A 26026-nucleotide genomic window follows, 5' to 3' on the forward strand; every position below is an offset into this window, starting at 1 on the left:
AAGGGGCAGATCTTCGTGAAGGGCGAGGTCATCAAGACCGTGCCGGAGTCGAAGATCGTCGAGACGCTGATCGAGGAAGCCCTGAAGATCGCCGAGGGCATGGACGCAGCGGGAACGCCATTGGGGGTTCCCGCCGTCACCGTGAGCTGAAACAGAACCAGAGAGGGGCCCGAGCGTGACGATTCTGGAGAACATCCGGGGGCCGTACGATCTCAAGGCGCTGAGCGCGGCGGAAATCGACGAACTCGCCGAGGACATCAGGCAGTTCCTCATCCGGGCGGTGGCGAGGACGGGCGGTCATCTGGGGCCCAACCTGGGGGTGGTGGAGCTCTCCATCGCCCTGCACCGGGCGTTCGACTCGCCCGTGGACCGCATCCTGTGGGACACCGGGCACCAGAGCTATGTGCACAAACTGCTCACCGGGCGGCAGGATTTCTCCAAGCTGCGCGGCAAGGGGGGCCTGTCCGGCTACCCCTCCCGCGAGGAGTCCGCGCACGACGTCATCGAGAACTCGCACGCCTCGACCGTCCTCGGGTGGGCCGACGGCATCGCCAAGGCCCATCAGGTACTGGGGCGGAGCGACCACGTGGTGGCCGTCATCGGTGACGGCGCACTCACCGGCGGCATGGCCTGGGAAGCGCTCAACAACATCGCGGCCGCGAAGGACCGTCCGCTGATCATCGTGGTGAACGACAACGAGCGTTCGTACGGCCCCACGATCGGTGGCCTTGCCAACCACCTCGCCACGCTCCGTACCACCGACGGATACGAACGCTTCCTCTCCTGGGGCAAGGGAGTGCTCCAGCAGACGCCCGTCATCGGACAGCCGTTGTACGAGTCGCTGCACGGCGCGAAGAAAGGGTTCAAGGACGCCTTCGCCCCGCAGGGCATGTTCGAGGACCTCGGGCTCAAGTACGTCGGCCCGATCGACGGCCATGACGTCGCGGCAGTCGAATCCGCACTGCACCGGGCGAAACGCTTCCACGGTCCGGTGCTGGTGCACTGCCTCACCGAGAAGGGCCGTGGGTACCCGCCCGCGCTGCGGGACGAGGCCGACCGCTTCCACACCGTGGGTGCGATGGACCCGCTGACCTGCGCACCGCTGGCCCCGGCCGGAGCGCCGTCCTGGACGGCTGTCTTCGGGGACGAGATCGCCGCGATCGGTGCCGAGCGGCCGGACGTCGTGGCCATCACCGCGGCGATGCTGCACCCCGTCGGACTGACGAAGTTCGCCGAAGCGTTCCCCGACCGGGTCTGGGACGTCGGGATCGCCGAGCAGCACGCCGCGGTCTGCGCGGCGGGACTCGCCACCGGCGGACTGCATCCGGTCGTCGCCGTCTACGCCACCTTCCTCAACCGGGCCTTCGACCAGTTGCTGATGGATGTCGCGCTGCACAAGTGCGGGGTGACGTTCGTCCTGGACCGGGCCGGGGTCACCGGGCCCGACGGAGCCTCCCACAACGGCATGTGGGACATGTCGGTGCTGCAGGTCGTCCCCGGGCTGCGGATCGCCGCCCCGCGCGACGCCGACGAGCTCCGGGCCGAACTCCGCGAGGCAGTCGCCGTCGACGACGCGCCCACCGTGATCCGGTTTCCCAAGGAGTCGGTGGGGGAGCGGATCCCGGCCATCGACAGGATCGGCTCCATGGACGTGCTGCACCGGGCGGACGACCCCGATGTGCTGCTGGTGGCCGTCGGCGCGCTCGCCCCGGCCTGTCTCGGCGCCGCGGACCTGCTGGCGGGCGGCGGCATCCGCTGCACCGTCGTCGACCCGCGCTGGGTCAAGCCGGTCGACGAACAGCTGGCCCCGCTCGCCGAACGGCACCGGCTGGTCGCCGTCGTGGAGGACAACAGCCGTGCGGGGGGCGTCGGTTCGGCGGTCGGACAGGCGCTGCGGGACGCCGGGGTGGACGTACCCCTGCGGACGTTCGGCATCCCCGAGCAGTTCCTCGCCCACGGCAAGCGCGCCGAGGTACTGGCGGACATCGGGCTCACACCGGTGGAGATCGCCGGGCGGATCAGCGCGGCCCTGGCCGCCAAGGACGCAGCGAGAAGGACCGAGGAGAGCGGGGCATGAACGACGACGGGCCCAAGGGTTTCGATCTGGCACGGCTCCTCGCGGAGCGCGGCGCCGAACGCTATGAGCTGCACACCAGACACCTCAATCACCAGCTGCCCCGCATGCTGCACACCATCGGTTTCGACAAGGTCTACGAGCGGGCCGAGGGCGCGCACTTCTGGGACGCGGACGGCAACGACCACCTCGACATGCTCGCCGGATTCGGGGTCATGGGGCTCGGCCGGCACCACCCCGTGGTGCGCAAGGCCCTGCACGACGTCCTCGACGCCTCGCTCGCCGACCTCACCCGCTTCGACTGCCAGCCGTTGCCGGGGCTGCTGGCGGAGAAGCTGCTCACGTACAGCCCGCACCTGGACCGGGTGTTCTTCGGCAACAGCGGTACGGAGGCCGTCGAGACCGCCCTCAAGTTCGCCCGGTACGCCACCGGCAGGCCCCGGATCCTCTACTGCGCCCACGCCTTCCACGGGCTGACGACCGGCTCGCTCTCGGTGAACGGGGAGAGCGGCTTCCGGGACGGCTTCGCGCCCCTGCTGCCGGACACCGCCATCGGACTCGGTGATCTCGACGCGCTGCGGCGGGAGCTGAAACGCGGCGACGTGGCGGCGCTGGTCGTCGAGCCCATCCAGGGCAAGGGCGTCCACGCCGCGCCGCCCGGTTTCCTGCGGGCCGCACAGGACCTGCTCCACCAGCACCGGGCGCTGCTCATCGCCGACGAGGTGCAGACCGGCCTCGGCAGGACCGGCGACTTCTACGCGTACCAGCACGAGGAAGGAGTGGAACCGGATCTGGTCTGTGTCGCCAAGGCCCTCTCCGGCGGCTATGTGCCGGTCGGGGCGACGCTGGGCAAGGACTGGATCTTCAAGAAGGTCTATTCGTCCATGGACCGGGTCCTGGTCCACTCCGCGAGCTTCGGTTCCAACGCACAGGCCATGGCGGCCGGTCTCGCGGTCCTCGCGGTGATGGAGGACGAGGGGACCGTCGCCCACGCGCGCCGCACCGGCGATCTGCTGCGCGAGCGCCTGGCCGCACTGGTCGACCGCTACGAGCTGCTGCACGAGGTGCGCGGGCGCGGGCTGATGATCGGCATCGAGTTCGGGCGGCCGTCGTCATTGAAGCTGCGCGGCCGCTGGACCATGCTGCAGGCGGCCCGCAAGGGCCTCTTCGCGCAGATGGTGGTGGTGCCGTTGCTCCAGAAGCACCGCATCCTCACCCAGGTCTCGGGCGACCATCTGGAGGTGATCAAGCTGATTCCGCCCCTGGTGATCGGGGAGCCGGAGGTCGACCGGTTCGTCACCGCGTTCACCGCCGTGATGGACGACGCCCACAGTGGTGGCGGGCTGATGTGGGACTTCGGCAGGACCCTCGTCAAGCAGGCCGTCGCCAACCGCTGACCCGCGGAATGTGCAGCTCGTGGGCTTTTGCCTCGGAGGCAAGAAATTTGCCTCCGAGGAAAGATCCTGGCCCAATGGGTACATGAACACTCCGGACGGAGGGGTGGCCGACGAGCTGCCCGGGATCGCGCCACGCCTGCGCGATCTGCGCCGCGGCCGTGGTCTCACCCTGGAGACCGCCGCCGAGCGGGCCGGGCTCTCGCCCGCCCATCTCTCCCGGCTCGAAACGGGCCGTCGTCAGCCTTCGCTGCCGATGCTCCTCGGTCTTGCCAGGATCTACGGTACGACGGTCTCCGAACTGTTGGGCGAGACGCCCCCGGAACGTGACGCGATCATCCGTGGCGGAAGGTTCGACGGGGCCGAGGCCGACGGCTGGATGTACCGGCGGGCCGGCGGTGCCGGCCGGGCGATGCAGGCGCTCCGCGTCCGGGTTCCGCACGGTGCGCAGGGCGACCTCGTGCGCGTCCATCCCGGTGAGGAATGGCTGTACGTGCTCGCCGGGCACCTGAGGGTCACGCTCGGGGACACCGTGCACGATCTCGCCCCCGGTGACAGTGCGCACTTCGACTCGCTCACCCCGCACCGGATCACGGCCGTCGACCGTGACGGTGCCGAGCTGCTCTTCGTCCACACCCTGCTGCAGAGCCCCGCCGCCGAGCTGTGCCTCGGCAGCGGTATCCACCGTCGCTGAGACCGGTCCGTCCGGTCGCCAGAGAGGACTGTCATGTCCGATTCAGAGAACTTCGACCCGCTCGGGTCCAGGAAGAACTACGAGGCCCAGGAGCGGAAGTTCCCGCGCGGTGTGGTCATCCGGCTGTTCGCCTACCTCATCGCCGGACACATCTTCGCGGCCTTCCTCTACCTGCTCTTCGCGGTGGCCGGCAAGGGCTGACCACCGCGAGGGGCGGTCGGGCTACGCCTCGTCGAGGAGCTGCTCGTGCAGCCGCTCACGGGTCTCGGGGGCCATCTTCAGCCCCTCGGAGAGATAGCGGTCGGTGCTGCCCCAGGTCTCCTCGATGGTCGCGAAGGCCGCGTCCAGATAGGCGGCGTGGGCGCCGAAGAGGGGATTGAGCAGCTCCATCACCTCGGGCGACATGCCGTTCGCCGAGGTGTCGCCGCGGTGCACCCGGTAGCGGCGGTGGGCGTCGTTGGACTTGAGGTAGTCGGCCTCGATGGCCTCGCGCTCGACGCCGACCGCCAGCAGCGACACCGCGATCGACAGACCGGCCCGGTCCTTGCCCGCCGCGCAGTGCATCAACGCCGGAACGCTGTCCTCGGCCAGGGCGTGCAGCACCCGGCTGTGTTCGGCGGTGCGGTCCAGGATGATCGAGCGGTACGAGGCGATCATCCGGTTCGTGCCCTTGCCGTCGCCGAGGACCGAACGCAGCTGGTCGAGATCGCCGTCGCGGACCATCTGCCAGAACTCGGCGCCGTCGGCGGGGTCGGAGAGCGGGATGCTCACGTTGCGTACGCCCGGCAGTTCCACGTCCAGGCCGTCGAGCCGGTGGTCGGCGGCGTTGCGGAAGTCGAAGACGGTGTGCAGACCGAGACCGCCGAGAAACGCGGCGTCCTCGGCGGTGGCGTGCGCGAGGTGACCACTGCGGAAGAGCCGTCCGTACCGCACCCGCCGGCCGTCAGCGGTGGGCAGTCCGCCCACATCGCGGAAATTGCGGACACCCGCCAGTTCGGGTTCCGTCGACGGGATCTGCGGCAACTGCTGCGTCACAGGGACTCCTGGGGTGTCTGGCGTCGACGCGAGTCGCCGACAAGGCCACTTCCGCGACGATACGACATTGATTCCTCAGGCAATCATCTCGGCCATTCCTTGTCGATACCTCGTGAACCTCCTTGCTCCGGTGGTGAATCCGTCCGGTGAATTCGTCGCGAGACCGTTGCCCGTCTGCCCGACGACGGTCGATGATGTGCGGAAGTGTTGGAATGTGGGGGAGTGATGATCGAGACTGGCGACAAGGGCCGGACCTGGCTGCTCACGGGGGCGAGCAGCAGCTACGCACTGCGCATCACCGAGCGGGACGAACTGATCCATCTCCACTGGGGGCCGCGGATCTCCCTTGCCGCGGCCGAGGCCCTGGCATCGGCGCCGGAACCACCGGCCAGGGGGTTCGAGTCCTGGCTCGACGGCCGTGAGGAGTACCCCGTGGAGGGCGGCCCGCGGTTCGTCCGCCCGGCTCTCTCGGTGCGCACCTCCGAGGTCCGTGGCACGGAGTGGGCCTTTGCCGATGCCGTGGTGGACGGGGACGAACTCCGCATCGGCTTCACCGACTCCGTGCACCGGCTCGCGCTCACGCTGCACTACCGGATGCGGAACGACTCCGATGTGATCGAGCGCTGGGCCACCGTCGCCCACGCCGGCCCCGACGGCCCGCCGCTGGAACTGCTGCGCGCCGATGCCGCCGCCTGGGCGCTGCCCGCCCGCGACGGCTGGCGGCTGAGCCGACTGCACGGCCGCTGGGCGGCGGAGTCCCGGCTCGCACGGGCGGAGCTGACGTACGGCGAAAGCGTCATCTCCAGCAGGCGTGGCCATACGGGCCACCAGTACCTGCCGTGGGTCGCACTCGATGCCGACGGGGCGGCGACCGAGGAGAGCGGGGAGGTGTACGGATGCGCGCTCGGCTGGTCCGGGTCGTGGCGGATCTCCGTGCAGCGGCTCCCCGACGGGCTCGTGCAGATCACCGGCGGTGCGGGCTACGACGACTCCGGGCTGCTGCTGCTCGGACCGGGGGAGTCCTACGTCACACCCGTCTTCGCCGGGCTGTGGAGCGCGGAGGGGTTCGGCGGGGCGAGCCGGGCCTGGCACGCCTGGCAGTTGGCCCATGTGATCCCGGACGCCGAGAGTCTGCGGCCGGTGCTCTACAACTCCTGGGAGGCGACCGGCTTCGACATCTCGCAGGAGCAGCAGCGCGCCCTCGCCGAGCGGGCCGCCGCGATGGGGGTCGAGCTGTTCGTCGTGGACGACGCGTGGTTCGGCCGGCGCACCAGTGACCGGGCGGGGCTCGGGGACTGGACGCCGAATCCGGACCGCTTCCCCGGCGGGCTGAAGCCGCTCGCCGACGAAGTGCACCGTCTCGGTATGCAGTTCGGCATCTGGGTCGAGCCGGAAATGGTCAATGCCGACAGCGATCTCTATCGTGCACACCCGGACTGGGTGCAGCACTTCCCCGGCCGGACCCGTACCGAGTTCCGTAATCAGCTGGTGCTCAATCTGGCCCGCACCGATGTGCGGGAACATCTCTACGGGCAATTGGACACGCTGCTCTCCAGTGCGCCCGTCGACTATGTGAAATGGGACTTCAACCGCTCCTTCACGGATGCGGGCTGGCCCGGCGAGGAGTATCCGCAGAAGCTCTGGATCGAGCATGTGCACGCCCTCTACGAGCTGATCGACCGACTCCGGGCCGCGCACCCCTCGGTCGCCTTCGAGTCCTGCTCGGGCGGCGGCGGCCGGATCGATCTGGGGATTCTGTCCCGTACGGACCAGGTATGGACCTCCGACAACACCGACCCGCTCGACCGCCTCGCCATCCAGGAGGGCTTCGGCCAGATCCATCCGGCCCGGGTGATGGCCGCCTGGGTCACCGACAGTCCGAACGTCCAGCTCAACGACCGGGTCAGCTCGTTGCGCTTCCGCTTCGTGAGCGCGATGGCCGGTGTGCTCGGGATCGGCGGGGACCTCACCGAATGGAGTGAGGGGGAACTCGCCGAGGCGCGGGACTGGGTGGGTCTCTACAAGGAGATCCGGTCGGTGGTGCAGCACGGCTCCCTGTACCGGCTGCGCGCCCCGCGGGGCGGACTCGGTGCGGTCCAGTACGTCCACGGGGAGGAGAGCGTGGTCCTGATGTGGCTGGAGGCGCAGAGGTACGGGGAGCGCCCCCCGGCCCTCAGGCTGCGCGGGCTCGACCCCGCGGCGACGTACACCTGCCTGGACACCGGGGCGGTGCACCACGGCTCGGTGCTGCTGCACCAGGGGCTGCACACCGGGCTTCGTGGGGATCTCGACGCGGGGGTCCTGAGGCTGCGGCGCGAGCGATGAACATGCCATGTCCGTAATGCGCAGATTTCGTACGAACTCGCACTGTTTGTCGGGTAGATGGCCGTCCTCTCGTGAGCGGGATCATATCCGTGACGGTGTGTGCCGACGGGGTGGTCGGGTATTCCGTGCGCGGCGCGGAAATTCAAGATCCTTGATCCACGGAGTGTGACCGGAATTCCGCGCCGAATTCACGGCGCGGATTCCGGTGCGGAACCGGTGGCTTGTTCTCGCCGTCCCGACTCGCTTACGGTCGCCGTCAATCCGGTCGGACCGCCTAATCCTGCCGCCGCCCGGAATTCGCACCCACTCATCGTGTGGCAGGAGCGGGGGAACCAGGTAGGCCGCCGATCGGAGAAATCCGGCCGGCTCGGGGTGAAGTCGCGCTCGGCGCGGCCGGGCATCTCCAGCCCGAACCCGACAGCTCACCTCGCAGGCGCCGGAGAGGAAACACCCCATGCCCATATCGGGTAAGCATCGTCGTACGAAGTCCAGCGTCATCGCCCGTGGTGTCGTCGCCGCAGGCGCCGGTGGCGCCGTCATCGCGCTGCCGCTGCTCGGCGCCACCGGTGCCCACGCCGCGGAACAGGCCGCCCCGGCCGCCGCCGCGCAGTCCGCCTCCGTTGCCGCGCACGCCGCCCCGGCCCGGCCGGTCGCGCAGCAGCAGCCCGCCACCACGACCTACTCCGTCGTCTCCGGCGACTACCTGTCGAAGATCGCCGCCGAGCACAAGATCGAGGGCGGCTGGCAGAAGCTGTACCAGGACAACCGTGAGGTCGTCGGTGACGACCCCGGCCTGATCTTCCCGGGCATGAAGCTGACGCTCGGCGGCAAGGCGTCGGCCGACGACGCGGCCACCGGCGCCGGTGCGGGATCGGCCCTCCCCTCGAAGGCCCCCTCGGTTCCCTCGTCGGTCGTGGAGAAGTCCGCCCCGGCCAAGTCCGCCCCGGCCAAGGAGTCCAAGACCTCCGCCCCGGCCGCCCAGCGCAGCAGCTCCGGCTACGTCCACCCGGTCCCCGGCAACCACACCACCGGTTACCGCGCCTCCGGCTCCAACTGGTCCAGCGGCAGCCACACCGGGATCGACTTCCCCGTCTTCACCGGTACCAGCGTGAAGGCCATCACCTCCGGCACGGTCGTCACCGCCGGCTGGGGTGGCGCGTACGGCAACCAGGTCGTCATCAAGCACGCCGACGGCCACTACTCGCAGTACGGTCACCTGTCCTCGATCTCCGTGTCGGCGGGCCAGTCCGTGAGCACCGGTCAGCAGGTCGGCCTCTCCGGCGCCACCGGCAACGCCACCGGACCGCACCTGCACTTCGAGGTCCGCACGGGCCCGGCGTACGGTTCGGACATCGACCCGATCGCCTTCCTGGCTTCGCACGGCATCTACGTCTGAGCCGAGCAGCCGGGCAGTTGAACAACCGGCGTCCTTCGTCCGGATCGGGCCGGATCGGCGTGCCGGGCACGCGAGACCGGCGTGATCCGGGCGAAAGGACCTGGGGGTGACCCGAGCCACACAGAAGGGGTGGTGCGCGGCGGCGCACCACCCCTTCTGCTCAGACCGACCGGCACATGGGAGGCGGCGTCGCGCGGCTGGGCACGCGCATTTGCGGCGTTGTCGTCGGTCGACAACTCCCCCATAGCCCGAAAGGCATGGGAGGGGCCCCCTCCGCGTTGCCTCCCTCCTCCGCCTTGCAGCCGCACGCACCCAGCCGCGCTTCTTCTTCCACCCCCCCATGTGTCGGTCGGTCTTATTCCCTCTTTACCGAAACCTGACCGGGTGGTCTATCTCACCACCCGTCAACCCCTTATTACGGTCGCGTAGGTCACATTCGGCGGTGCAGGATAAGCGTTTGTGGCAGACGATTCGAGAAATAATCAACGTGGCGTCATCAACCGACATGGTGTCATCGGGTCGTACGCGGCGATTGGCGACAGCTTCACCGAGGGGGTCGGCGACCCCGGCCCGGACGGAACCTTTGTCGGCTGGGCGGACCGGTTCGCGGTGCTTCTCGCGGACCAGCTCCCGGACCCCGGTACGGCGACGGACACCGAAGGCTCCGCGCACGGGAATTTCAGGTACGCCAATCTCGCCGTACGCGGACGACTCCTGGACCAGATCGTCGAGGAGCAGGTGCCGCGCGCCAAGGAGCTCGCACCCGACCTGGTCAGCTTCTGCGCGGGCGGCAACGACATCATCAGGCCCGGCACCGACCCCGACGACGTCGCCGAGCGCTTCGAGCGTGCGGTGGCGGAGCTGACCGGATCGGTCGGCACCGTCCTGGTCACCACCGGCTTCGACACCCGTGGCGTTCCCGTGCTGCGCCATCTGCGCGGCAAGATCGCCACCTACACCGCCCATGTGCGGTCCATCGCCGACCGTTACGACTGCCCGGTCCTCGACCTGTGGTCGCTGCGGTCCGTTCAGGACAGGCGCGCCTGGGACGACGACCGGCTCCATCTGTCGCCCGAGGGACACACCAGGGTCGCGCTGCGAGCCGCCCAGGTCCTCGGCCTCGACGTGCCGGCCGACCCCGACCAGGAATGGCCCCCGCAGGCACAGCGCGGCACGCTCGAAGTCCGGCGCGACGACATCCACTGGGCGCGCGAGTACCTGGTGCCGTGGATCGGCCGTCGGCTGCGGGGCGAGTCCTCCGGCGACCACGTCGAGGCGAAGCGGCCGGACCTCCTGCCGCTCTAGTGCTGCGACCGGAAAGGTTCACCGGCTCGCGACGCCCGGCACGGCACCTCGCCGCGTTGTCGCATCACCCGAGTACGTCCCGTACGAGGGCGATCCTCCCCCTTGCGACGCACCGCACCGGACGCCGCGAGCCTCCCGGCAAACCTTTCCGGCCACAGCACCAGCTGTATTGCCCTGTGACCGGAAGGTTTCACCGGCTCGCGGCACCCGGTACGCACGGGCGTACTGGTCGCACGTGCAGGCGTACTGCCCTGTCGGGCAGTGAGCCGCCCGTCAGGGGGCGTCCGCCACGCCACCTGTGGTTCCCTCGTTCGCCGGACGGTCCTGAGGTTCAGGACCGTCCGGCGAGGGACGACAACGGGGGTGCCGGTATCCGCTCCAGCACTCCGCCCGCGAAGACGTCGTACAGCGGCAGCGTCTCCAGATGCACATAGCCGATGTGGCAGTCGCAGACGGCGAGCGGACAGGCCCGCGGGCCGAGCGAGCGGCGATAGCTTCCGTCGTAGAGGTTGCCCAGCTCCGCCGGGACGAAATGGCAGCGGCGCACCGTGCCGTCACCGTCCACCGAGATGACCGACTCGCCCGTCCGGCAGGGCAGCCCGGCCGACCGGTGCGGATGCCTGCTGTACGGGAAGAGCGGGTCGAGGGCCGTCCAGCGATCCGCCTCCTGGTCCGTGTAGCTGTGCCCCTCGGCGGCGTTCACCCAGAGATAGACCTCGTCCGGCAGCGCGGCCCGCAGCCGTCGCGCCTCGTCGAGATGGCCGTCGAGACCGACGACCCCGACGCTGTGGCGGATGCCGAGCGCGGTCAGTTCCCGGCACTTGGTCAGGAACCGCTCGTACGGCGTCTGCCCCGGGTGGTACGTGCACCAGAGCGCGATCTTCTCGCGACCGGCGTCACCCGCCTCGGCCAGCCAGCCCGTACGGCTGCTGAGGTTGGTCTGGATCGCGACCCGGCCGATGTGGGGCAGCCGCGCCAGCTCCACCAGCGCACGGCGGTACCAGGAGCGGACCAGACCCTCGCCCCACGGCGTGAACAGGACCGAGAGCCGGTCGCCGGTCTGCGCGGCAGCCCACGCCGTGAACCGCTCCAGTGCGGCGCGGTCGGCACGCAACTGCTCCCGGCTGTCCCGCCGCTTGGCGAACGGGCAGTACGGGCAGTCGTAATCGCAGGACGCGAGCGGGCCGCGATAGAGGATGGTCAGGTCCATGGGCACGCTCACTTCAGTTCGTACGCGGCCATCGCGGCCCGCACGCCGGGGGAGAAGAGTTCCGGGCCCAGTGCGTCGGAGTGGGCCAGGCCCTCGGGGGAGAGCCGCAGCAGGCCGGACGCACCGGCCGCCGCGTCGAGCCAGCCACGTGCCTCGAACCGGGCCAGTTCGGTGCGGAAGTCGTCGGCCGGGGAGCTGCCGAACCGCTCCCGGTAGTCGGCCGGGCGCAGCCCATCGGCCTGCAGGAGCGACTGCAGGAGATGGCGCCGGCGGGCCTCGTCGCCGTCGACGTACCGGCCGACCTCGGCGCGTGAGAAGTCCTCGGTCGCGGTGTAGCCGTCGATGATCGCCCGTACCTCCCGCATCTCCACCGCGTAGTCGAACGAGTAGTGCAGACCCGTGGTGTACGAGCGGGCGCCGCACCCCAGGCCGATCATGCCGTCGGTCTGACAGGCGTAGTCGTCCGGGCCGTCCGTCCGGGGGGCGTCGGAACGGCGGAACATCCGCATGGACACCTGCTCGTAGCCGTGGGCCAGGAGATGGTCCCGGCCCGCGCGGTACAGCCGCAGCCGCTGTTCGTCCCAGGAGGCGTCCGCCGCCGCCTCGCCGTCGGTGCCGAGCCGTCCCAGACCGGTCAGCGGGCGGACGTACAGCGGGTAGAGGTACAGCTCCTCCGGCCGCCAGCCGAGCGCCGCGTCCAGCGAGGTGCGCCAGCTTTCCTCGGTCTGCCCGTCGATGCCGTAGATCAGGTCGATGTTGAGGATCGGGATGCGGGCTGCGCGTATCCGGTCCAGCGCCCTCTCCACCTCGGCGCGGCGCTGCGGTCGTACGGCGGCACGCGCCTCGGCTTCGACGAAGCTCTGCACGCCGATGCTGATCCTGGTCGTCCCGCGATCGGCGAGGACCGCCAGCCGGTCGGCCGTCGCGGTCGACGGCGAGGTCTCGACCGACAGCGGGACGGACCAAAGATCGGCACCCATCCGCTTCTCCGCGATGTCGCAGAGCCGCTCCAGCTCCGCCGCCGTCAGGAACGTGGGAGTGCCTCCGCCGAACGCCGCCGCCGCGAACCGCACCGGATCGGCGTCGCCCAGTGCGTCGCGGACGGCGGCGGCCTGCCGGTCGAGCGCGTCGAGATACCGGGTCGTCAGCTCGTCGGGGGCGCCGATCCGGGTGAAGAGGTTGCAGAAGCCGCAGCGGACCTCGCAGAACGGTATGTGGAGATAGAGCGAGAGCGCGTCCTTGCGTTCGGCCGCCCACAGCTCGCGCAGCGCCGGCCGCTCGACGAGGGGGCGATAGGCGGTCTTGTGCGGATAGGCATAGACATAGCTCTGGTACGGGCGGGTGGTGTGCGCGACGGTCGTGGTGCGGCTCATGGTGCGGTGACCCCCGGTTCCAGGAAGAAATGCGCGTACGGAACGGTCCAGACGGACTCGTGGCCGAGCCGGTGACCGGTGTAGCCGTCGTCCCCGTAGGCCGTGCCGTGATCGGAGCAGACGATGGCGAAACAGCGGCGTCGGCTGCTCGCGGCGGCGAGGAGCCGGCCGATGTGGGCGTCGACGTATTCCAGTGCGGCGGCATGGGTGGCGCGGGAATCGCCCGCCTCGCGCGTGGCCCCCGGTCGGTGGAACCAGTTCGGCTGGTGCAGAGCGGCCACGTTGACGAAGAGGAAGAGACGCTGCTCGGCGGGGAGTTCGGCGACGACCTGCTCGGCACGGGCCACCTGGGCCTCGAACGAGGTGGGCGACGCCACACCGAACTCCGGTTCCCAGTGGCTCTCCTGGAACATGCCGGGCAGCACGGAACCGAGCGGCCCCTGTCGGTTGAAGAAGCCGACGCCGCCGATGCACACCGTGCGGTAGCCCACTTCGGCGAGGCCGGACAGCAGATCGGGGGTGTCGAAGACGAAGGTGCCCGAAGCCGTGGACTCGCTGCCCGCGAAGCGTGCCGCGAACAGCCGCGGGTGCGGCCCGGGGCCGACCGGTGTCGGCAGGAATCCCGCGAAGATCGCTTGGTGGGAGGCGTAGGTGAAGCTGCCGGGCGCATGCCGCTTCTCCCAGACCCCGCCCGGCAGATGGCGCGCCAGATGGGGGATGCGTCCGGCGGCGGCGAGTTCGGCCGCCACGTCGTAGCGCAGGGTGTCGAGGGTGACGAGCAGCAGATCGTGGCTGCCCACGATCTCGCTCATGTCCGGGTTCCGGGCCTCGGCGGGGGCGGGCGCGGTGTCAGGCAGTGGCGTTCGCACGGTGGTTCCTTGCTCTGTTCAGTACGGCGGCGACCTGCGCCGCATAGGTGTCCAGGCCCTCGGCGCCGCTGCCGGGAAGTCCGGTCAGCCGCGGCAGCAGATCACCGAAGGCGTTGACCTCGCCGACGGCGAAGCGCCGCCAGCCGGCCGTGGGCAGCAGGTCCACGCCCACGCACAGCGTGTCCGGGAAGCAAGCCGCGGCCCGTTCGCACACGGCCAGGGCCTCCGCCCAGCTGCCGCCCGCGGTCTCGACGGCCGCACGGACGTCGTCGAGACTTCCGCGTTCGCCGCCGAGGTGAAGATTGGTCATGGGGGAGCGGCTGGTGCGCACGACGGCGTGGGTGGCCCGGCCGGCCACCACCACGACCCGCAGATCCGCCGCGCGGCCACGCTGCGTGGCCTTGGGCAGCCAGCGTTCGACATGCAGCCCGTCCGGTGCGAGCGCGTCGACGATCGCCGCGATCTCCTGTTCCGTCGTGCAGCGGCGCACCCGCAGGGAGTTGAAGAGCCGGCCGGCCGGGTCACGATCCACCGAGGTGGTCGCCCTGATCCGGCCGGGCCCGGCCGTCTCCACGGCCAGGACCCCGGAGGCGGACGAGCCGTGCGCGAGCTTCACGAAGACCCTGGGCATGCCCAGCGCCGCCATCCGGTCGCGCACGTCCGCCCAGTCGCGCAGCACGGGGGCGGCCGCCCCCGAGGTCGGCGACGCGGGCACGGGCACACCGGAGCCGTCCAGCACCGCATGGCAGAGCCGCTTGTCGAACAGCACCGCGACATCCCCGGGGCCGTCGAGCAGCGTGGCACCGGAAGCGGTGGCCGTCCGCGCCACCGCTCGCACGGCCGCGGTGAACCGGGCGTACCACAGGGCGGTTCCCTCGACCCTCGTCGGATCGTCGACCGCCCGGAGCAGTCGGTCCACCTCGGTGTCCTCACCGGGCGAGTCCATCCGGACGGTCTCACCCGGCCGGAAGACGGCCTCGCCGCGCAGCACGTCCAGCCAGGGCACGACCCGCGCGGGAGGCAGACCGGCGGCCCGCACGGCGTCCTGGAAGAGTGCGACCCGGCGGTTGCCGGGTACACCCACGACGGCGAAACGCGGCTTCGGGCCGGCGGCGCTATTCGCTGATGGCGACATAGCGGTCGTCGTCCTCTTCCGGATCCCAGTACTCGACCTCGTCGACCTCGCCGTTCACCCGGTCGGAACCCAGGAGACGCCTGAGACGGTCCATCAACGGGCCGCTGATGTAGTGATGGTGCAGGTCCAGCGAGGTCAGATGCGTGAGCGGCTGGCCCGAGAGCAACGCCTCGGCGCCCTCGTCGCCCAGCGTTCCCATCGCGAGGGAGAGCGACTCCAGCTGGGCCACGACCGGTGCGGAGGCGACCGCCGCCGCGATCTCGTCCTGGATCTCGCTGTTCTGCAGACCCAGATGACGCAGGGCCGGGAACGCCGCGCCGGACAGCAGCGGCGCGAGGTCCTCGACCGTCGTGTCTCCGCCGTACTCGGTGACGCCGAGCCAGAGTTCGAGGTGTTCCAGCGCGGGCAGCTCCGACGCTCCGATCGCCCGCACGATGCCGGACGGAAGCCCGCCCGACTCGAACCGCAGCTTCCTGAGCGACTTGTGCCGCACCGGGCGCAGATCGAGCGTCGTCCGGCCCTCGCTCCGCTCGCCGCACCCCCGTACCGTCAGTTCCTCCAGCCGGCCGAATGCCTCGACGACCGGCGTGATGTCGGACATGACGAGCCACGACAGCTCGCACTCCTCTCCGACGACATCGGCGAGGAAGAGCGCCCGCAGGGCAGGGAAGCGGTCCGCATGACCGGTCAGCAGTTCGATGACCGGAGCGATGGACTCGTAGTCGCCGTGCCACCAGGGACCGATCACCAGGGCCCGGACACGCGAGGTGTCGACCGTGTCCAGGAAGTGCTGCCAGAGCGTGGCGAACGTCGGATCGCCGTCCCAGTCGCTCTCCAGCCGCCATGCGACCGAGTCGGCGGCCGGGAGCGGGACGGCGAGCGACCGGTCCGGCCCCGGCAGGGTCAGGACGGGCAGGCCGTGAAAGGTCTCAGGGTGTTCGATGTCGGTCATCGTGGATCACTCCGCGACAGAGGTGTAGCGGCCTTCGGCACCGCGGTCGCCCCACGGCTTGTTGCGCTCCGACACATCGACCCGCACACCGTGGGATTCCAGGGCCTGGGCGATCCGGTCCTGCATCGGTTCGGTCATGAAGTGGTGGTGCAGATCGACCCGTTCGAGATGGGTGAGCGGCTGGCCGTCCAGCAGAGCTGCCGCGCCCTCGTCGCCCAGCGTGCCGTTCGACAGGTCGAGTACGCGCAGCTGGGCGACGACCGGGGCACTCGCGACGGCCGTCGCGATCTCGTTCTGCAGTTCGCTGTTGCGCAGGCCGAGGTGGGTGAGGCCGGGGAAACGGGAGCCGGAGAGCAGCGGGGCCAGGTCCGCAACATCGGCGTCGCCCCCGTACTCGGAGACACCGAGCCAGAGATCGAGCCGCTCCAGCGCGGGCAGCTCGCTGTCCAGGATGCCGCGGATCACCCCGACCGGCAGTCCGCCGGTCTCGATGGTCAGTGAACGCAGCCGCTTGTGCTCGGAGGGGGAGAAGGCCAGGGCCGTGCCGCCGCGCACACCCAGTTCGCGCAGGCCGGGGAAGGCCCTCAGAAGTGCTGTGACATCCGACTGCTCGATCCAGGATATCTCGGCCTCCTCCATGGTCAGATCGCCGACGAAGACTGCCTCCAACGAGGTCAGCCGGTCGGCCGCGGCGATGACCAGATCGATCGGATAGGAAGAGGTCTCGTCGCACGACTCGCCCCACTGACCGATGATCAGCGCCCGCACACCGGTGGGGTCGACCGCCTGCAGAAACGCCTGGAAGGCCTCTTCCCACGTCGTCTCGGACTCGTCGTCGTACGGATCGACCGAGATGCGCCAGGCAGCCGCGTCGGCGGCCTGTACCGGCGCCTCCTTCGTCGCGTGCTGGAAGTCGACCGCGGGAAGGCCGAGCAACTCGTGCAGATGGTCCACACCGGACATGACCCTGAGCTCCTGGTACTGGGGGACGGCTGATGTCCGCAAGGTTTATCAAGCGGCACTGACAACACGGCGACCGGGGACCGTCCGGGACGTGTCCACCGACGCCCGCCACCGGTCGGCTGTCAGACCCTCCCCGTAGCGTTTTCCCCGTGGTCGGCACAGCGGGTGCCGCCGTCGAGGGGAGACGTCTGTGTACCGGCAGGGCGATGTACTGATCGTGTCGTTGGAGGAGTCGGCGGTGCCCGCGCATCTCGTGGACGCGCCGGGTGAACCGAGGGACGGCCGGGGGCGCATGATCCTCGCACTGGGCGAAGTCACCGGTCATGCCCACGCGGTGCAGGGGCCGGGCCGGCTGATGCGCGAGGCGGGGGCGTTCGGGCCGATGCTGCTCCATCTTCCCGAAGGCGGCCGGGTGGTGCACGAGGAGCACGCGGCGATACCGCTGTCGAAGGGCTGGTACCGAGTGGTGCGTCAGCGGGAGTACGTGCCGGGAGCGGTCCGCATCGTCGCGGACTGACGCCGCCGCCCGGCCGGTGGCGGCGAATCGGGGAACCACCTCGGTGACGGGCGCTCACCCGATCACGTCTCGGCGACGGGGGCGCATCCGATCAGTGAAGCGCGCAGTACAGAAGACAGCACACCGAATACCGCATACGAACACAGGATTCAGGGGACGGGGAAGACCGATGCAGTACGTGGACTCATGGCGGGCCGTGGCAGCGGCGACCGGCGAGGCGGACCGGGCCGCCGCCGAGGACGGGCTGCGGCTCGCCTACCGCAGCGCGGGACTGGCCGAGCCGGAGCGGATCGTCTGGGTGGATTCGCCGAGGGCCGCCGTGGAGGCCGTCGAGAAGCTCGTCGACGCCGGCAGGTCGGTGCGTGACGAGGTACGGACCCGGCCCTGGGCGCAGGAGCGGCGCCGCATGTACGACGAGCTGGGCCCGGCCGGCTGGTCCGCCCTCTGGTCGGCCACGGGGGCACAGCTGTGGGAGACCACGGTCGCGCTCGCCGACCGGATCAGGGCCGGTGTCGTCGCCGACCTCGCGGAGCGTCCCGAGGACGAGTCCGCTGTCCGGCTGGTGCTGCTGGACGCGGTCCTTGGTCAGCACGACGCGGCCTGGCTCGCCGCGTTCGACGGCCGGGGCGAGCGGCTGAACGGCCTGGCCGAGGTGGCCAGACACGCGGGCTGGTGGTGGCCCTACGAGCGCGTCGTGGTGATCAGTGAGCGCCCGGAAGCACTCCACCGGGACGAGGCGGGCCGGCTCGACCGCGGGGACGGCCCGGCGCTCGCCAACCGCGACGGCTTCGCGCTCCACGCATGGCGCGGCATGCCCGTGCCCGCCGAATTCCTCGCGGAACTGAACTCCCTGACCCCCGAACGGATACGTGAGGAGGAGAACGCGGAACTGCGCCGCGTGATGCTGGAGTTCTACGGTTACGACCGCTATCTCAGCGAGTCGGGCGCCGAGCCGGTCCACCGGGACGAGACGGGCATCCTGTGGCGGATCGCGCTGGACGGCGACGAGGACGTGGTGATGGTCGAAGTGGTCAACTCCACCCCGGAGCCGGATGGCACCAGCCGCACCTACTGGCTGCGGGTGCCGCCCGGCACGAGGACCGCGAAGAACGGTGTGGCCTGGACGTTCGGGCTTCAGGGCAACGAATATGCGCCCCTGCGTCAGACCTGACGGGCGGCGCCCCTGTTCACTCGGCTCGGCAGCGGCTCGGCCGACGTCCGGTGTGCATGGCGCTCGCGGTGAGCCGTGTCCTCGGGAGCCCGGCCCGGTTCGGGGCCGGGGCTCGACGGCCCGTCGGGGAAGGGTGTCCCGGACGTTCCGGCAGCCGATGTGCCGGAGCGACCCACCCTCGTCGGACGGGTTCAGGCCGTCAGCGCCGCCCGGTCGATGCCGAGTTCACGAGCGAGGGCGTCGTCGGTCCAGGCCAGCATCGTGGCCCGGGAGAGCGGACCCGCGTACGAGATCATCTGCACTGCGAGGCCGTCCAGCAGGGCGGTCAGTCGCCAGGCCACGGACATCGGGTCGTCGCACTGGAACTCGCCGGCTGCGGCCCCCTCTTCGATGACCTCGGCCAGTTCCGCCTTCCACTGCTGGTCGAGATCACCGGCCACATTGCGCAGCGCCGGATCGCGCAGCGAGGCGGCCCAGCCCTCGATCCACAGCCGCCAGCCCTTGGCCTGGCCCGTCGGCGCGTACCAGCGGACAGCGGTGCGCAGGCGTCGCACCGCGCTGGTGCGGCGGCTCAGCAGCTTGCGCAGATGGGCGAGATCGGCCTCGGCTGCATGTGCGAAGGCGGCCGCGACCAGCTTTTCCTTGGTCGAGAAGTGGTACAGCACCAGTGCGTTGCTCACGCCGAGCACGGCGGCCACATCGGCGATCCGTACCGCCGCGACCCCCCGCACCTCGATCTGTTCGACGGCAGCGCGCAGGAGTTCCTCGCGCCGTTCCGCCACGTTCAACCGCACTCTTGCCACGGCGTCACCCTAACGAATGCGCGCCCGGGAGACAGTCCGGGGGCGGAGCCGCACGAAACACGCGCCTGGCAGACCGGACGCCCGAAGTGCCCGCGCCGGCGGCCCAGGATGCCGGCACGGCGCAGTCGTACGGGCCCGTCAGGCGCGCGTCCATGCACCGAACACGTCGGCCTGTGGCCGGAACGGATCCGGCCACAGGCCGATCGGGTTCAGCGGTACCAGCCGAATCGTTCCGCCATGACCGGCAGCCGGTCGGCGACGATGGCATGGGCGGCGGCCCGCGGGGTGCTGCCGTCGGCCTCCGCGCGGTCCAGCATCCGTTCGACCAGGGCCCGCATCGAGCGGCGGGTGTGCCCGAACGCCTCGTCGGCGTCCGCGCCGATGTCACCGAACAGGGTCCACCACCACCAGGCGTTCGTACCGGAGTTGACGACCACGTCGGGCAGTACGGTGATCCCGCGCGCCGCCAGCATCGTCTCCGCCTCGGCGAGCACCGGCATGTTCGCCGCCTCGACGACCCAACGGGCCCGGATCCGGGACTGGTTGGTGGTGTCGATCGCGTACGAGACCGCCGCCGGGACCAGTAGCTCCGCATCCTGTGCGAGCCAGGCGTCCGCGGGCAGCTCCCGGTCGTCGTCCCGGAGCGCGCCGCGGTCCACCGTCCCGTACCCGTCCCGGGCGGCCAGCAGCGCCTCGACATCGAGGCCGGCCGGATTGGCGATCGTGCCCTTGATGTCGGCCACGGCGACCACGGTCAGCCCGGCCCTCGACAGGAACCGGGCCGTCGCCCCGCCCATGGTGCCGAACCCCTGAACGGAGACCCTCGCCTCCCCGTACGCGACGCCCGCCCGGTCCAGCGCCGCGAGCGCCGACTCGGCGACCCCGCAGCCGCCGACCAGTTCGTCGAGCCCGATACCGTCCACCTCGACGGCGAACGCGTCGGCGAGCCGTCGGCGGGCCGCCGTCTCGTCGTCGAGCAGTGGGTAGACGGCCTGGACCGAGGAGACGAGCCCCGCCTCGGCCGCCGCCCGGTCCACGATGTCCTGGGTGAGCCCCAGGTCCTCGCCGGTCGTCCACACGTTCTCGATGTACGGGCGCACCGCCCGCAGATAGCGCACCAGAACGCCGTACGCCTCGGGGTCACGGGGATCGCAGTCGATGCCGCCCTTCGCACCGCCGAGCGGTATGTAACGGGCCCCCGTGTCGTCGACGTCGAAGTGGAGGGCCTCCTTCATCGTCATGCCGCGGGCCAGCCCGACCACCTCGTCGAGCGTGCAGCCCGCCCGCATCCGCAGCCCGCCGCTGGAGACCCCGCGCACCAGCCGGTCGACGACCAGATGGCCCTGACGACCGGTGACGTGATCGGTCCACGTGAGCGAGATCAGCGGGGCGGGCGGGGTGGTGGCGCGGGACACCGGAGGTGTCGTCATCGGGGGGTCTCCTCGGTCACAGCGATCACGGTGGGCCCAGGGGTCGTCAGGGCCCGGGACAGGGTGCGGGCGAGCGCCTCGGGGGTGTCGGCACGGGCGCCGTGGCCGCCGTACGCCCGCGCCAGCGCGGGCAGGTCGACCGACGGCAGATCGACGCCCATGGGGGTGTCGCCGCGCGCCGCCATCTCGTCGCGGATCTCTCCGTAGCCCCCGTTGTCGAACACCACCACCGGCAGCGGCAGCCGCAGCTGGGCGGCCGTGGCGAGCTCCTGGACGGAGAACTGCAGCCCGCCGTCCCCGCTGAGTGCCACGACCTGCCGACCCGGGTACGCCGTCTTCGCGCCGATCGCCGCGGGCAGCGCGTAGCCGAGCGTGCCGAAGCCGGTCGGGTGCAGATAGCGCCCGCGCGGGCCGATGGGCAGATGGGGCAGCGCGCCGTAGTAGCAGCACGGCGCACTGTCCGAGGTCCAGATCGTGTCGGCGGCCGACACGGCCCGCGCGGCTCGCAGATACGGCACCCAGCGGACGTCGCGCCGCGCGGTCTCGGCATTCCGAGCGGCCCGCAACTCACGTGCCGCGGCGGAACTCTCCCGCATCTTTCGGCTGCCGGTACCCGGCTGCGTCAGCTCGTCGCGCAGCGCCTCCAGCGTGGGGTGCGCCGCGCCGACCAGCGCCAGATCGGCGGGCAGTCCCGCGTACATCTGGGCGGGGTCGATGTCGACCCGGATCAGCGTGCCGCCGAGTGACGGCGGCGCGGACCACAGGTCGGACTCGGCCAGCTCGGTACCGACCGCGAGCACCGCGTCGCAGCCCGCCAGCCACTTCCGTACGGAGGGGCTGTGGAGCGACACCCCGAGCGAGAGCGGGTGCGTCTCGTCGACGATCCCCTTGCCGTTGGCGGTGGTGACGACCGGGGCGGCCAGCGCTTCGGCGAGCGCCAGGCACCCGGCGGACGCGGACCGCGCCCCTCCGCCCAGGACCAGTGCGGGCCGCCGGGCCGCACGCAGGACCTCGGCCGCGTCCCGGAGCGCGGATCCGGCCGGGACCGGGGCGGCCAGCGGTGGTGTGAGCCGCACCGGTCCCACGGGCCCCGCCGTCTCCAGCAGATCCAGCGGCACCTCGACATGGACCGGACGCGGGCGTCCCGAACGGAACAGAGTGAACGCCCGCGCCACCGCGGAGCCGATCTCCTCGATCGTCGACACCCGGTGGCTGAACGCCGCGACCGCACGCAGGGCCTCGGACTGGCTGCGCATCTCGTGCAGCAGACCGGTCGGCTGACGCGGGTGGCGCAACGGCATCCCGGGGGACACGACCAGCAACGGCACGCTGTCCGAATACGCCTGTCCGACCGCGGCCGTGATGTTGAGCAGCGCCGGCCCGGTGGTGGTGATCGCCACGCCGGGCCGCTGGGTGACCCGTGCGTACGCGTCCGCCGCGTATCCCGCGCCCTGTTCGTGCCGGGGCGTGACATGAGCGATCCCGTACTGCGTCAGATGCCGGTAGATCTCCAGGTTGTGCGTTCCCGGAATCCCGAACGCCGTGGTGACCCCGTGGGCCGCCAGAGCGCGGACCACGGCCTCGCCACCGGTCGGCGACGCGCTTCTCGGCTGCCCGGTCACCCGGCCTCCCTCCGCTGACAGGTCGGTGCCGACCAATCGATTTACTGAACCGTCGGTCAGTATCGGGAGGCGGGAGCGCTCATGTCAATGCAGCTTGTGCTGAATCGTCGTTCAGTGGCCGGACCGCGTCGGCCGGCTGGCGGGGGGTGCCGCCTCGCACCGGTCCTTGAAGCCCTGGCTGGTCAGTCCGAGAGCGGAGTTGGTGCGCGAGCGCATGTTCTCCAGAGCGACCATGGTCGTCAGCTCGACGAGCGCCGCCTCGCCGAGCGCGGTCCGCAGCCGCTCCACCAGCTCGTCCCCGACCTCGGGCGGTGTGAGGCTCATCGCTTCCGCGTAGGCCATGACGTCGCGCTCCAGCGAGGTGTACGCCTCGCTCTCGCGCCACACCGGCACGTCACGCAGCTTGCGCGGATCCATGCCGTGGCGGTGGTTCTCCCAATGGCCGAAGTCCATGCACCAGCCGCATCCGACGGTGGCCGCGGACGTCATGACGGCCAGCGCCTTGAGCTGCGGGTCCAGCTTCTTCCAGCGGCCGACCGCCAATTCGAACCGGCTTCCGGCCCACAGCACCCCGGTGTGGTGGGCACTGACCCGTACGGGATCGATGACCTTGCCGTACGTACGGTTCGAGTACCACGACACGGCGCGGAACAGGAGGGTGCGGGGCGGGTCGAGCGAGATACGGGCGTTCGTCATGACCGGTCTCCTTCAGTACGGCTCCGATGCCGTCCGGCGGCCCCGAGGGGCGCCGTCGGCGGCTGTGTTCACGGGTGGGACGGACGGGGCAGCCCCGGATGTGACATGGAAGTGCGGCCGGATGCGGAATCCTCCGGCACGTACGGACGTTGGATTCGGCATGACGGGAATCGACGCACAGCAGGACGCGCTGCTCGGGCTGCTCGGCGAGGAGAGCGGCGGCGTGCTCGTGACGCTCAGGCGCGACGGCAGACCCCAGCTGTCCAATGTCAACCACTTCTACTATCCCGAGGAGCGCATCGTCCGTGTCTCGATCACCGAGGACCGGGCGAAGACGAAGAACCTCCGCCGCGACCCGCGGGCGAGCTACCACGTCACCAGTGCGGACCGCTGGGCGTGGACGGTCGTGGACGGCGCGGCCGAACTGTCCCCGGTCGCGGCCGACCCCCACGACGCCACGGTGGAGGAACTGATCACGCTCTACCGCGACGTCCAGGGCGAACACCCCGACTGGGACGACTACCGCGCGGCGATGGTCCGGGACCGGCGTGTGGTGCTGCGGCTGCGCATCGAGCGCGCGTACGGGCAGCCGCGTGGCTGACGGCGTCCGGTCCGGCCGTCCGTCCGCCGGCCGCTCCGCACTCGCACCGTCGTACCCCCCACCCATAATGAGACGACACCGACTCCCTCAGGAGATGATGTGACCGGCGCCGACCCCTTGCTCCCGCTCCGCACCCGATTGCGTTCACTGCGCCCCGCCGCATTCGGCGCCGATCCGGCGGATGCCCGTATGGAGCGCATCCGCCGCTCACCCAACTTCGCCGACGGTGTCTTCCAGAACCCGGTGGGGGCGCGGACCAGGCCGTCCGGATCCACCCTGGAGTTCGCGAAGGTCTACTTCCGCAAGGAGGAGCGGGTGCGCAGGGCGCCGGTCGGCACGGTGCCCGTCCACGCCACCACGTACGCCGACCTCGCCGAGCCGCCCGCCACCGGGCTGCGGCTCACCTGGATGGGCCATTCCAGCGTGCTCGCCGAGATCGACGGCCGACGGGTGCTCTTCGACCCGGTGTGGGGCGAGCGCTGCTCGCCCTTCGCCTTCGCCGGACCCAAACGGCTGCACCCCGTTCCCCTGCCCCTCGCCGCGCTCGGCCCGTTGGACGCCGTGGTGATCTCCCACGACCACTACGACCACCTCGATCTGCCCACGATCCGGACCCTCGCGGGTACGGACACGGTGTTCGCCGTCCCGCTGGGCGTCGGCGCCCATCTGGAGCGGTGGGGCGTGCCCGCCGACCGGATGCGCGAGCTGGACTGGAACGAGACCACCGAGATCGCCGGGATCAGTCTCACCGCCACCCCGGCCCGGCACTTCTGCGGCCGCGGCCTGCGCAACCAGCAGCACACGCTCTGGGCGTCCTGGGCCGTCGCGGGGCCCGAGCACCGGATCTACCACAGCGGTGACACCGGGTATTTCCCCGGCTTCAAGGACATCGGCGCCGAACACGGCCCCTTCGACGCCACGATGATCCAGATCGGCGCGTACTCCGAGTACTGGCCGGACATCCATATGACGCCTGCCGAAGGCATGCGGGCCCATCTGGATCTCCAGGGCGGTGAGCCGCTCGGTACGATGCTCCCGATCCACTGGGCCACGTTCAACCTCGCTCCGCACCCGTGGGCGGAGCCCGGCGAGTGGACGAAGGAAGCCGCCGAGGAAGCCGGGCAGTCGGCCGCGTTTCCCCGGCCGGGCGAGCCCTTCGAGCCCGCGGGAACGCTTCCCCTCGATCCCTGGTGGCGGGCCGTGGCTGCCCCGATCGCGCACCACTGGCGCCGCAGCGAGGCAACGGACGTTGCTCAGGACCAGGACAATCGCGATCTTGATCTTGCGGGTGAGCGGTGACTCGGGTCGCGGCAGGGATGAAAGCCTGAACGCAATCGACCTGAGTCAGGCGTGCTGGTGCTGGAAGGGCGCGGGCGGTGTCCGGCTCATGTACCAACCCTCGACGCGGGGTCCGACGAGGTCGGACGGCCAGCCTGCGGTCTCGACGGCGGCTTCGTAGACTGCGTCACCGAACGCCACAATGGCCTGGTGCGGGTCCGCTGTCTTCCTGAGCTCGGCCCACGGCAGACGAACCAGACCGGCGTCGGGATGCCAGGTGGCGCTTTCAACACCCCAGGACCGGCCCTCGAGACCGTCCGGCTGGGGCCAGATGTACGCGTACATGCCGACGTTCGGGGCCTTGGCATCCCCGAAGGAGAATCCCACCGACACGTACGCGTCGAGCTGGGCGTTCTGCATGAACGGCGGCTGGTGGGGCGGCGGCACGGTGGGCTGCGCCCGGAAACGTGTGGCGGACAGGTCGAAGCCGCCCCACATCACACCGACCCGGGGGCGGTGTCCCAGGAAGGGGGCCTGCCACGCCTCGAGTCCGTCAGCGGCGAGGTTCAACGCTGTCCAGATGAGCCGGGCCGCGTGGCCGTCCCAGGTGCGTTCGACGTGATCGTCCTCGAAGCGCGGCGGGGCATCCGGAATCTCGCAGATCAACGAGCTGCGCGGTCGGTGTATGCCGAGCTCGTCCGCCGCATCGCAGAAGGACGCGTAGAACATGGCGACCGAGCCCTTGGACAACGGCACCGTACGCGAACCACTGTCGGCCTCGATGACCACTTCACCGTCGAGCAGGCTGTAGTGCACCGCGAAGGTCACGCCCCGCTGCCGAAGGGTCGGCGTACTGAGCCCCCGGGGGGTGACGTCGAGAACGATGTTTCCCCAGCCGACTTCGAAGGGCTCATCGAGGGTGTACTTGCCTGCGACCTGTACCACCCGGTTCACGTAGTCAACCATGGGCGCCAGGTCCTCATGCACCAGCGTCGGCCACGCATCGAGACGTTCGCTCACGGAGAGCCTCCCAGCGTGTCGATGGGATCAGCGGGAGGGGACGTCGGGTGCCGGGCCCGCTCCGGTACCCAATTCTCTCACGCAGGTCAGCGTCCTGCCCGTTCGGTGTCGCCGGGCGTCCGACGCGCCGGGCCGGCAGCCGCGCCCCCCAGCCGCAACGGTG

General features: G+C 70.6%; 23 protein-coding genes, 1 pseudogene and 1 riboswitch. Of the genes and pseudogenes, 12 read left to right on the plus strand and 12 right to left on the minus strand.

Annotation, left to right across the window (positions count from 1 at the left end):
• The 5 genes and pseudogenes from ACIQCZ_RS33405 to ACIQCZ_RS33425 all read left to right on the plus strand — a co-directional run.
• Nucleotides 1-150 (plus strand): annotated as a pseudogene (locus ACIQCZ_RS33405) (4-hydroxy-3-methylbut-2-en-1-yl diphosphate synthase); the annotation flags it as partial.
• A 25-nt stretch (nt 151-175) separates the two neighbouring features.
• Entirely contained in the window at nt 176-2077 is a 1902-nt protein-coding gene (dxs, locus tag ACIQCZ_RS33410) for a 1-deoxy-D-xylulose-5-phosphate synthase (protein WP_402288073.1), read from the plus strand.
• Nucleotides 2074-3471 carry an aspartate aminotransferase family protein gene (locus ACIQCZ_RS33415; RefSeq protein ID WP_402288075.1) on the plus strand — a complete coding sequence of 466 codons (1398 nt, stop codon included), beginning with the start codon at nt 2074-2076 and terminating at the stop codon, nt 3469-3471. Before dxs ends, ACIQCZ_RS33415 begins: the two co-directional genes overlap by 4 nt.
• Nucleotides 3472-3553: 82 nt before the next feature.
• Nucleotides 3554-4162, plus strand: coding sequence for a helix-turn-helix domain-containing protein (locus tag ACIQCZ_RS33420; RefSeq protein WP_402288077.1), 609 nt, complete (start codon nt 3554-3556; stop codon nt 4160-4162).
• A 33-nt stretch (nt 4163-4195) separates the two neighbouring features.
• Nucleotides 4196-4363, plus strand: a complete 168-nt coding sequence (locus ACIQCZ_RS33425) for a DUF6126 family protein (protein WP_176729046.1) — start codon at nt 4196-4198, stop codon at nt 4361-4363.
• 21 nt (nt 4364-4384) lie between these two features.
• Here ACIQCZ_RS33425 and ACIQCZ_RS33430 read toward each other — a convergent pair whose 3' ends face one another.
• Complete coding sequence (locus tag ACIQCZ_RS33430) at nt 4385-5197, minus strand: tyrosine-protein phosphatase (protein ID WP_402288080.1); 813 nt, start codon at nt 5195-5197, stop codon at nt 4385-4387.
• A 225-nt stretch (nt 5198-5422) separates the two neighbouring features.
• On the opposite strand from ACIQCZ_RS33430, the gene ACIQCZ_RS33435 reads away from it, so the two are divergent.
• The 3 genes from ACIQCZ_RS33435 to ACIQCZ_RS33445 all read left to right on the plus strand — a co-directional run bounded on the left by ACIQCZ_RS33435 (nt 5423) and on the right by ACIQCZ_RS33445 (nt 10223).
• Nucleotides 5423-7522 carry an alpha-galactosidase gene (locus tag ACIQCZ_RS33435; RefSeq protein ID WP_402288082.1) on the plus strand — a complete coding sequence of 700 codons (2100 nt, stop codon included), beginning with the start codon at nt 5423-5425 and terminating at the stop codon, nt 7520-7522.
• 290 nt (nt 7523-7812) lie between these two features.
• A riboswitch (cyclic di-AMP (ydaO/yuaA leader) is annotated at nt 7813-7973 on the plus strand.
• Nucleotides 7974-7976: 3 nt separating this feature from the next.
• A complete protein-coding gene (locus ACIQCZ_RS33440) occupies nt 7977-8918 on the plus strand; it encodes a peptidoglycan DD-metalloendopeptidase family protein (protein WP_402288084.1) in 942 nt (313 codons plus the stop codon).
• 459 nt (nt 8919-9377) lie between these two features.
• Complete coding sequence (locus tag ACIQCZ_RS33445; protein ID WP_351079886.1) at nt 9378-10223, plus strand: SGNH/GDSL hydrolase family protein; 846 nt, start codon at nt 9378-9380, stop codon at nt 10221-10223.
• 331 nt (nt 10224-10554) lie between these two features.
• Here ACIQCZ_RS33445 and ACIQCZ_RS33450 read toward each other — a convergent pair whose 3' ends face one another.
• From ACIQCZ_RS33450 to ACIQCZ_RS33475, 6 genes are read right to left on the minus strand one after another with little or no spacing between them, the layout of a single operon-like run.
• Entirely contained in the window at nt 10555-11433 is an 879-nt protein-coding gene (locus ACIQCZ_RS33450; protein WP_402288086.1) for an STM4011 family radical SAM protein, read from the minus strand.
• Nucleotides 11434-11441: 8 nt separating this feature from the next.
• A complete protein-coding gene (locus tag ACIQCZ_RS33455) occupies nt 11442-12806 on the minus strand; it encodes an STM4012 family radical SAM protein (RefSeq protein ID WP_402288088.1) in 1365 nt (454 codons plus the stop codon).
• Nucleotides 12803-13618: an STM4013/SEN3800 family hydrolase gene (locus ACIQCZ_RS33460; RefSeq protein ID WP_391746485.1), complete on the minus strand. Its 816-nt coding sequence runs from the start codon at nt 13616-13618 to the stop codon at nt 12803-12805. Before ACIQCZ_RS33460 ends, ACIQCZ_RS33455 begins: the two co-directional genes overlap by 4 nt.
• 37 nt (nt 13619-13655) lie before the next feature.
• The gene (locus ACIQCZ_RS33465) at nt 13656-14810 is read right to left on the minus strand and encodes an STM4014 family protein (RefSeq protein WP_402288091.1); all 1155 of its coding nucleotides are present in this window, start codon (nt 14808-14810) and stop codon (nt 13656-13658) included.
• Entirely contained in the window at nt 14791-15762 is a 972-nt protein-coding gene (locus ACIQCZ_RS33470) for an STM4015 family protein (RefSeq protein ID WP_402288092.1), read from the minus strand. Before ACIQCZ_RS33470 ends, ACIQCZ_RS33465 begins: the two co-directional genes overlap by 20 nt.
• A 6-nt stretch (nt 15763-15768) precedes the next feature.
• Nucleotides 15769-16725: an STM4015 family protein gene (locus ACIQCZ_RS33475; RefSeq protein ID WP_402288095.1), complete on the minus strand. Its 957-nt coding sequence runs from the start codon at nt 16723-16725 to the stop codon at nt 15769-15771.
• Between the two features lie 190 nt (nt 16726-16915).
• Between ACIQCZ_RS33475 and ACIQCZ_RS33480 the strand changes: the two genes are divergently transcribed.
• Nucleotides 16916-17242, plus strand: a complete 327-nt coding sequence (locus ACIQCZ_RS33480; RefSeq protein ID WP_351079871.1) for a hypothetical protein — start codon at nt 16916-16918, stop codon at nt 17240-17242.
• A gap of 169 nt (nt 17243-17411) precedes the next feature.
• Nucleotides 17412-18413, plus strand: a complete 1002-nt coding sequence (locus tag ACIQCZ_RS33485; RefSeq protein WP_402288098.1) for a DUF6745 domain-containing protein — start codon at nt 17412-17414, stop codon at nt 18411-18413.
• A 191-nt stretch (nt 18414-18604) separates the two neighbouring features.
• On the opposite strand, the gene ACIQCZ_RS33490 is transcribed toward ACIQCZ_RS33485, so the two are convergent.
• The 4 genes from ACIQCZ_RS33490 to ACIQCZ_RS33505 all read right to left on the minus strand — a co-directional run bounded on the left by ACIQCZ_RS33490 (nt 18605) and on the right by ACIQCZ_RS33505 (nt 22964).
• Complete coding sequence (locus ACIQCZ_RS33490; RefSeq protein ID WP_402288100.1) at nt 18605-19216, minus strand: TetR/AcrR family transcriptional regulator; 612 nt, start codon at nt 19214-19216, stop codon at nt 18605-18607.
• Between the two features lie 209 nt (nt 19217-19425).
• On the minus strand, nt 19426-20646 hold the full coding sequence (locus tag ACIQCZ_RS33495) for a Glu/Leu/Phe/Val dehydrogenase dimerization domain-containing protein (RefSeq protein ID WP_402288103.1): 1221 nt from the start codon (nt 20644-20646) through the stop codon (nt 19426-19428).
• Nucleotides 20643-22268 carry a thiamine pyrophosphate-binding protein gene (locus tag ACIQCZ_RS33500; protein ID WP_402288106.1) on the minus strand — a complete coding sequence of 542 codons (1626 nt, stop codon included), beginning with the start codon at nt 22266-22268 and terminating at the stop codon, nt 20643-20645. The genes ACIQCZ_RS33495 and ACIQCZ_RS33500 overlap by 4 nt, the downstream gene beginning before the upstream one ends.
• Nucleotides 22269-22379: 111 nt before the next feature.
• A complete protein-coding gene (locus tag ACIQCZ_RS33505) occupies nt 22380-22964 on the minus strand; it encodes a carboxymuconolactone decarboxylase family protein (protein WP_402288108.1) in 585 nt (194 codons plus the stop codon).
• Nucleotides 22965-23124: 160 nt separating this feature from the next.
• Here ACIQCZ_RS33505 and ACIQCZ_RS33510 point away from each other — a divergent pair, with 160 nt between their 5' ends.
• Nucleotides 23125-23565, plus strand: a complete 441-nt coding sequence (locus ACIQCZ_RS33510) for a PPOX class F420-dependent oxidoreductase (protein ID WP_402288110.1) — start codon at nt 23125-23127, stop codon at nt 23563-23565.
• Nucleotides 23566-23664: 99 nt separating this feature from the next.
• Nucleotides 23665-24864 (plus strand): MBL fold metallo-hydrolase, encoded by a 1200-nt coding sequence (locus tag ACIQCZ_RS33515; protein ID WP_402288111.1) that lies wholly within the window; start codon nt 23665-23667, stop codon nt 24862-24864.
• 45 nt (nt 24865-24909) lie between these two features.
• Here the strand turns inward: ACIQCZ_RS33515 and ACIQCZ_RS33520 are convergent, their stop codons facing one another.
• Entirely contained in the window at nt 24910-25863 is a 954-nt protein-coding gene (locus ACIQCZ_RS33520) for a DUF5996 family protein (protein WP_402288113.1), read from the minus strand.
• Between the last annotated feature and the right edge of the window lie 163 nt (nt 25864-26026).

Source organism: Streptomyces sp. NPDC093149 (assembly GCF_044754145.1).
Taxonomy (GTDB): domain Bacteria; phylum Actinomycetota; class Actinomycetes; order Streptomycetales; family Streptomycetaceae; genus Streptomyces.

What these genes read in the sequence shown, in the direction of transcription:
- ACIQCZ_RS33505 (WP_402288108.1), bottom strand. Translation starts at nt 22,964, where the DNA reads ATGACGAACGCCCGTATCTCGCTCGACCCGCCCCGCACCCTCCTGTTC.
- ACIQCZ_RS33470 (WP_402288092.1), bottom strand. Translation starts at nt 15,762, where the DNA reads ATGACCGACATCGAACACCCTGAGACCTTTCACGGCCTGCCCGTCCTG.
- ACIQCZ_RS33465 (WP_402288091.1), bottom strand. Translation starts at nt 14,810, where the DNA reads ATGTCGCCATCAGCGAATAGCGCCGCCGGCCCGAAGCCGCGTTTCGCC.
- ACIQCZ_RS33440 (WP_402288084.1), top strand. Translation starts at nt 7,977, where the DNA reads ATGCCCATATCGGGTAAGCATCGTCGTACGAAGTCCAGCGTCATCGCC.
- ACIQCZ_RS33425 (WP_176729046.1), top strand. Translation starts at nt 4,196, where the DNA reads ATGTCCGATTCAGAGAACTTCGACCCGCTCGGGTCCAGGAAGAACTAC.
- ACIQCZ_RS33485 (WP_402288098.1), top strand. Translation starts at nt 17,412, where the DNA reads ATGCAGTACGTGGACTCATGGCGGGCCGTGGCAGCGGCGACCGGCGAG.
- ACIQCZ_RS33415 (WP_402288075.1), top strand. Translation starts at nt 2,074, where the DNA reads ATGAACGACGACGGGCCCAAGGGTTTCGATCTGGCACGGCTCCTCGCG.
- ACIQCZ_RS33450 (WP_402288086.1), bottom strand. Translation starts at nt 11,433, where the DNA reads ATGGACCTGACCATCCTCTATCGCGGCCCGCTCGCGTCCTGCGATTAC.
- ACIQCZ_RS33495 (WP_402288103.1), bottom strand. Translation starts at nt 20,646, where the DNA reads ATGACGACACCTCCGGTGTCCCGCGCCACCACCCCGCCCGCCCCGCTG.
- ACIQCZ_RS33475 (WP_402288095.1), bottom strand. Translation starts at nt 16,725, where the DNA reads ATGTCCGGTGTGGACCATCTGCACGAGTTGCTCGGCCTTCCCGCGGTC.
- ACIQCZ_RS33435 (WP_402288082.1), top strand. Translation starts at nt 5,423, where the DNA reads ATGATCGAGACTGGCGACAAGGGCCGGACCTGGCTGCTCACGGGGGCG.
- ACIQCZ_RS33420 (WP_402288077.1), top strand. Translation starts at nt 3,554, where the DNA reads ATGAACACTCCGGACGGAGGGGTGGCCGACGAGCTGCCCGGGATCGCG.
- ACIQCZ_RS33460 (WP_391746485.1), bottom strand. Translation starts at nt 13,618, where the DNA reads ATGAGCGAGATCGTGGGCAGCCACGATCTGCTGCTCGTCACCCTCGAC.
- ACIQCZ_RS33455 (WP_402288088.1), bottom strand. Translation starts at nt 12,806, where the DNA reads ATGAGCCGCACCACGACCGTCGCGCACACCACCCGCCCGTACCAGAGC.
- ACIQCZ_RS33510 (WP_402288110.1), top strand. Translation starts at nt 23,125, where the DNA reads ATGACGGGAATCGACGCACAGCAGGACGCGCTGCTCGGGCTGCTCGGC.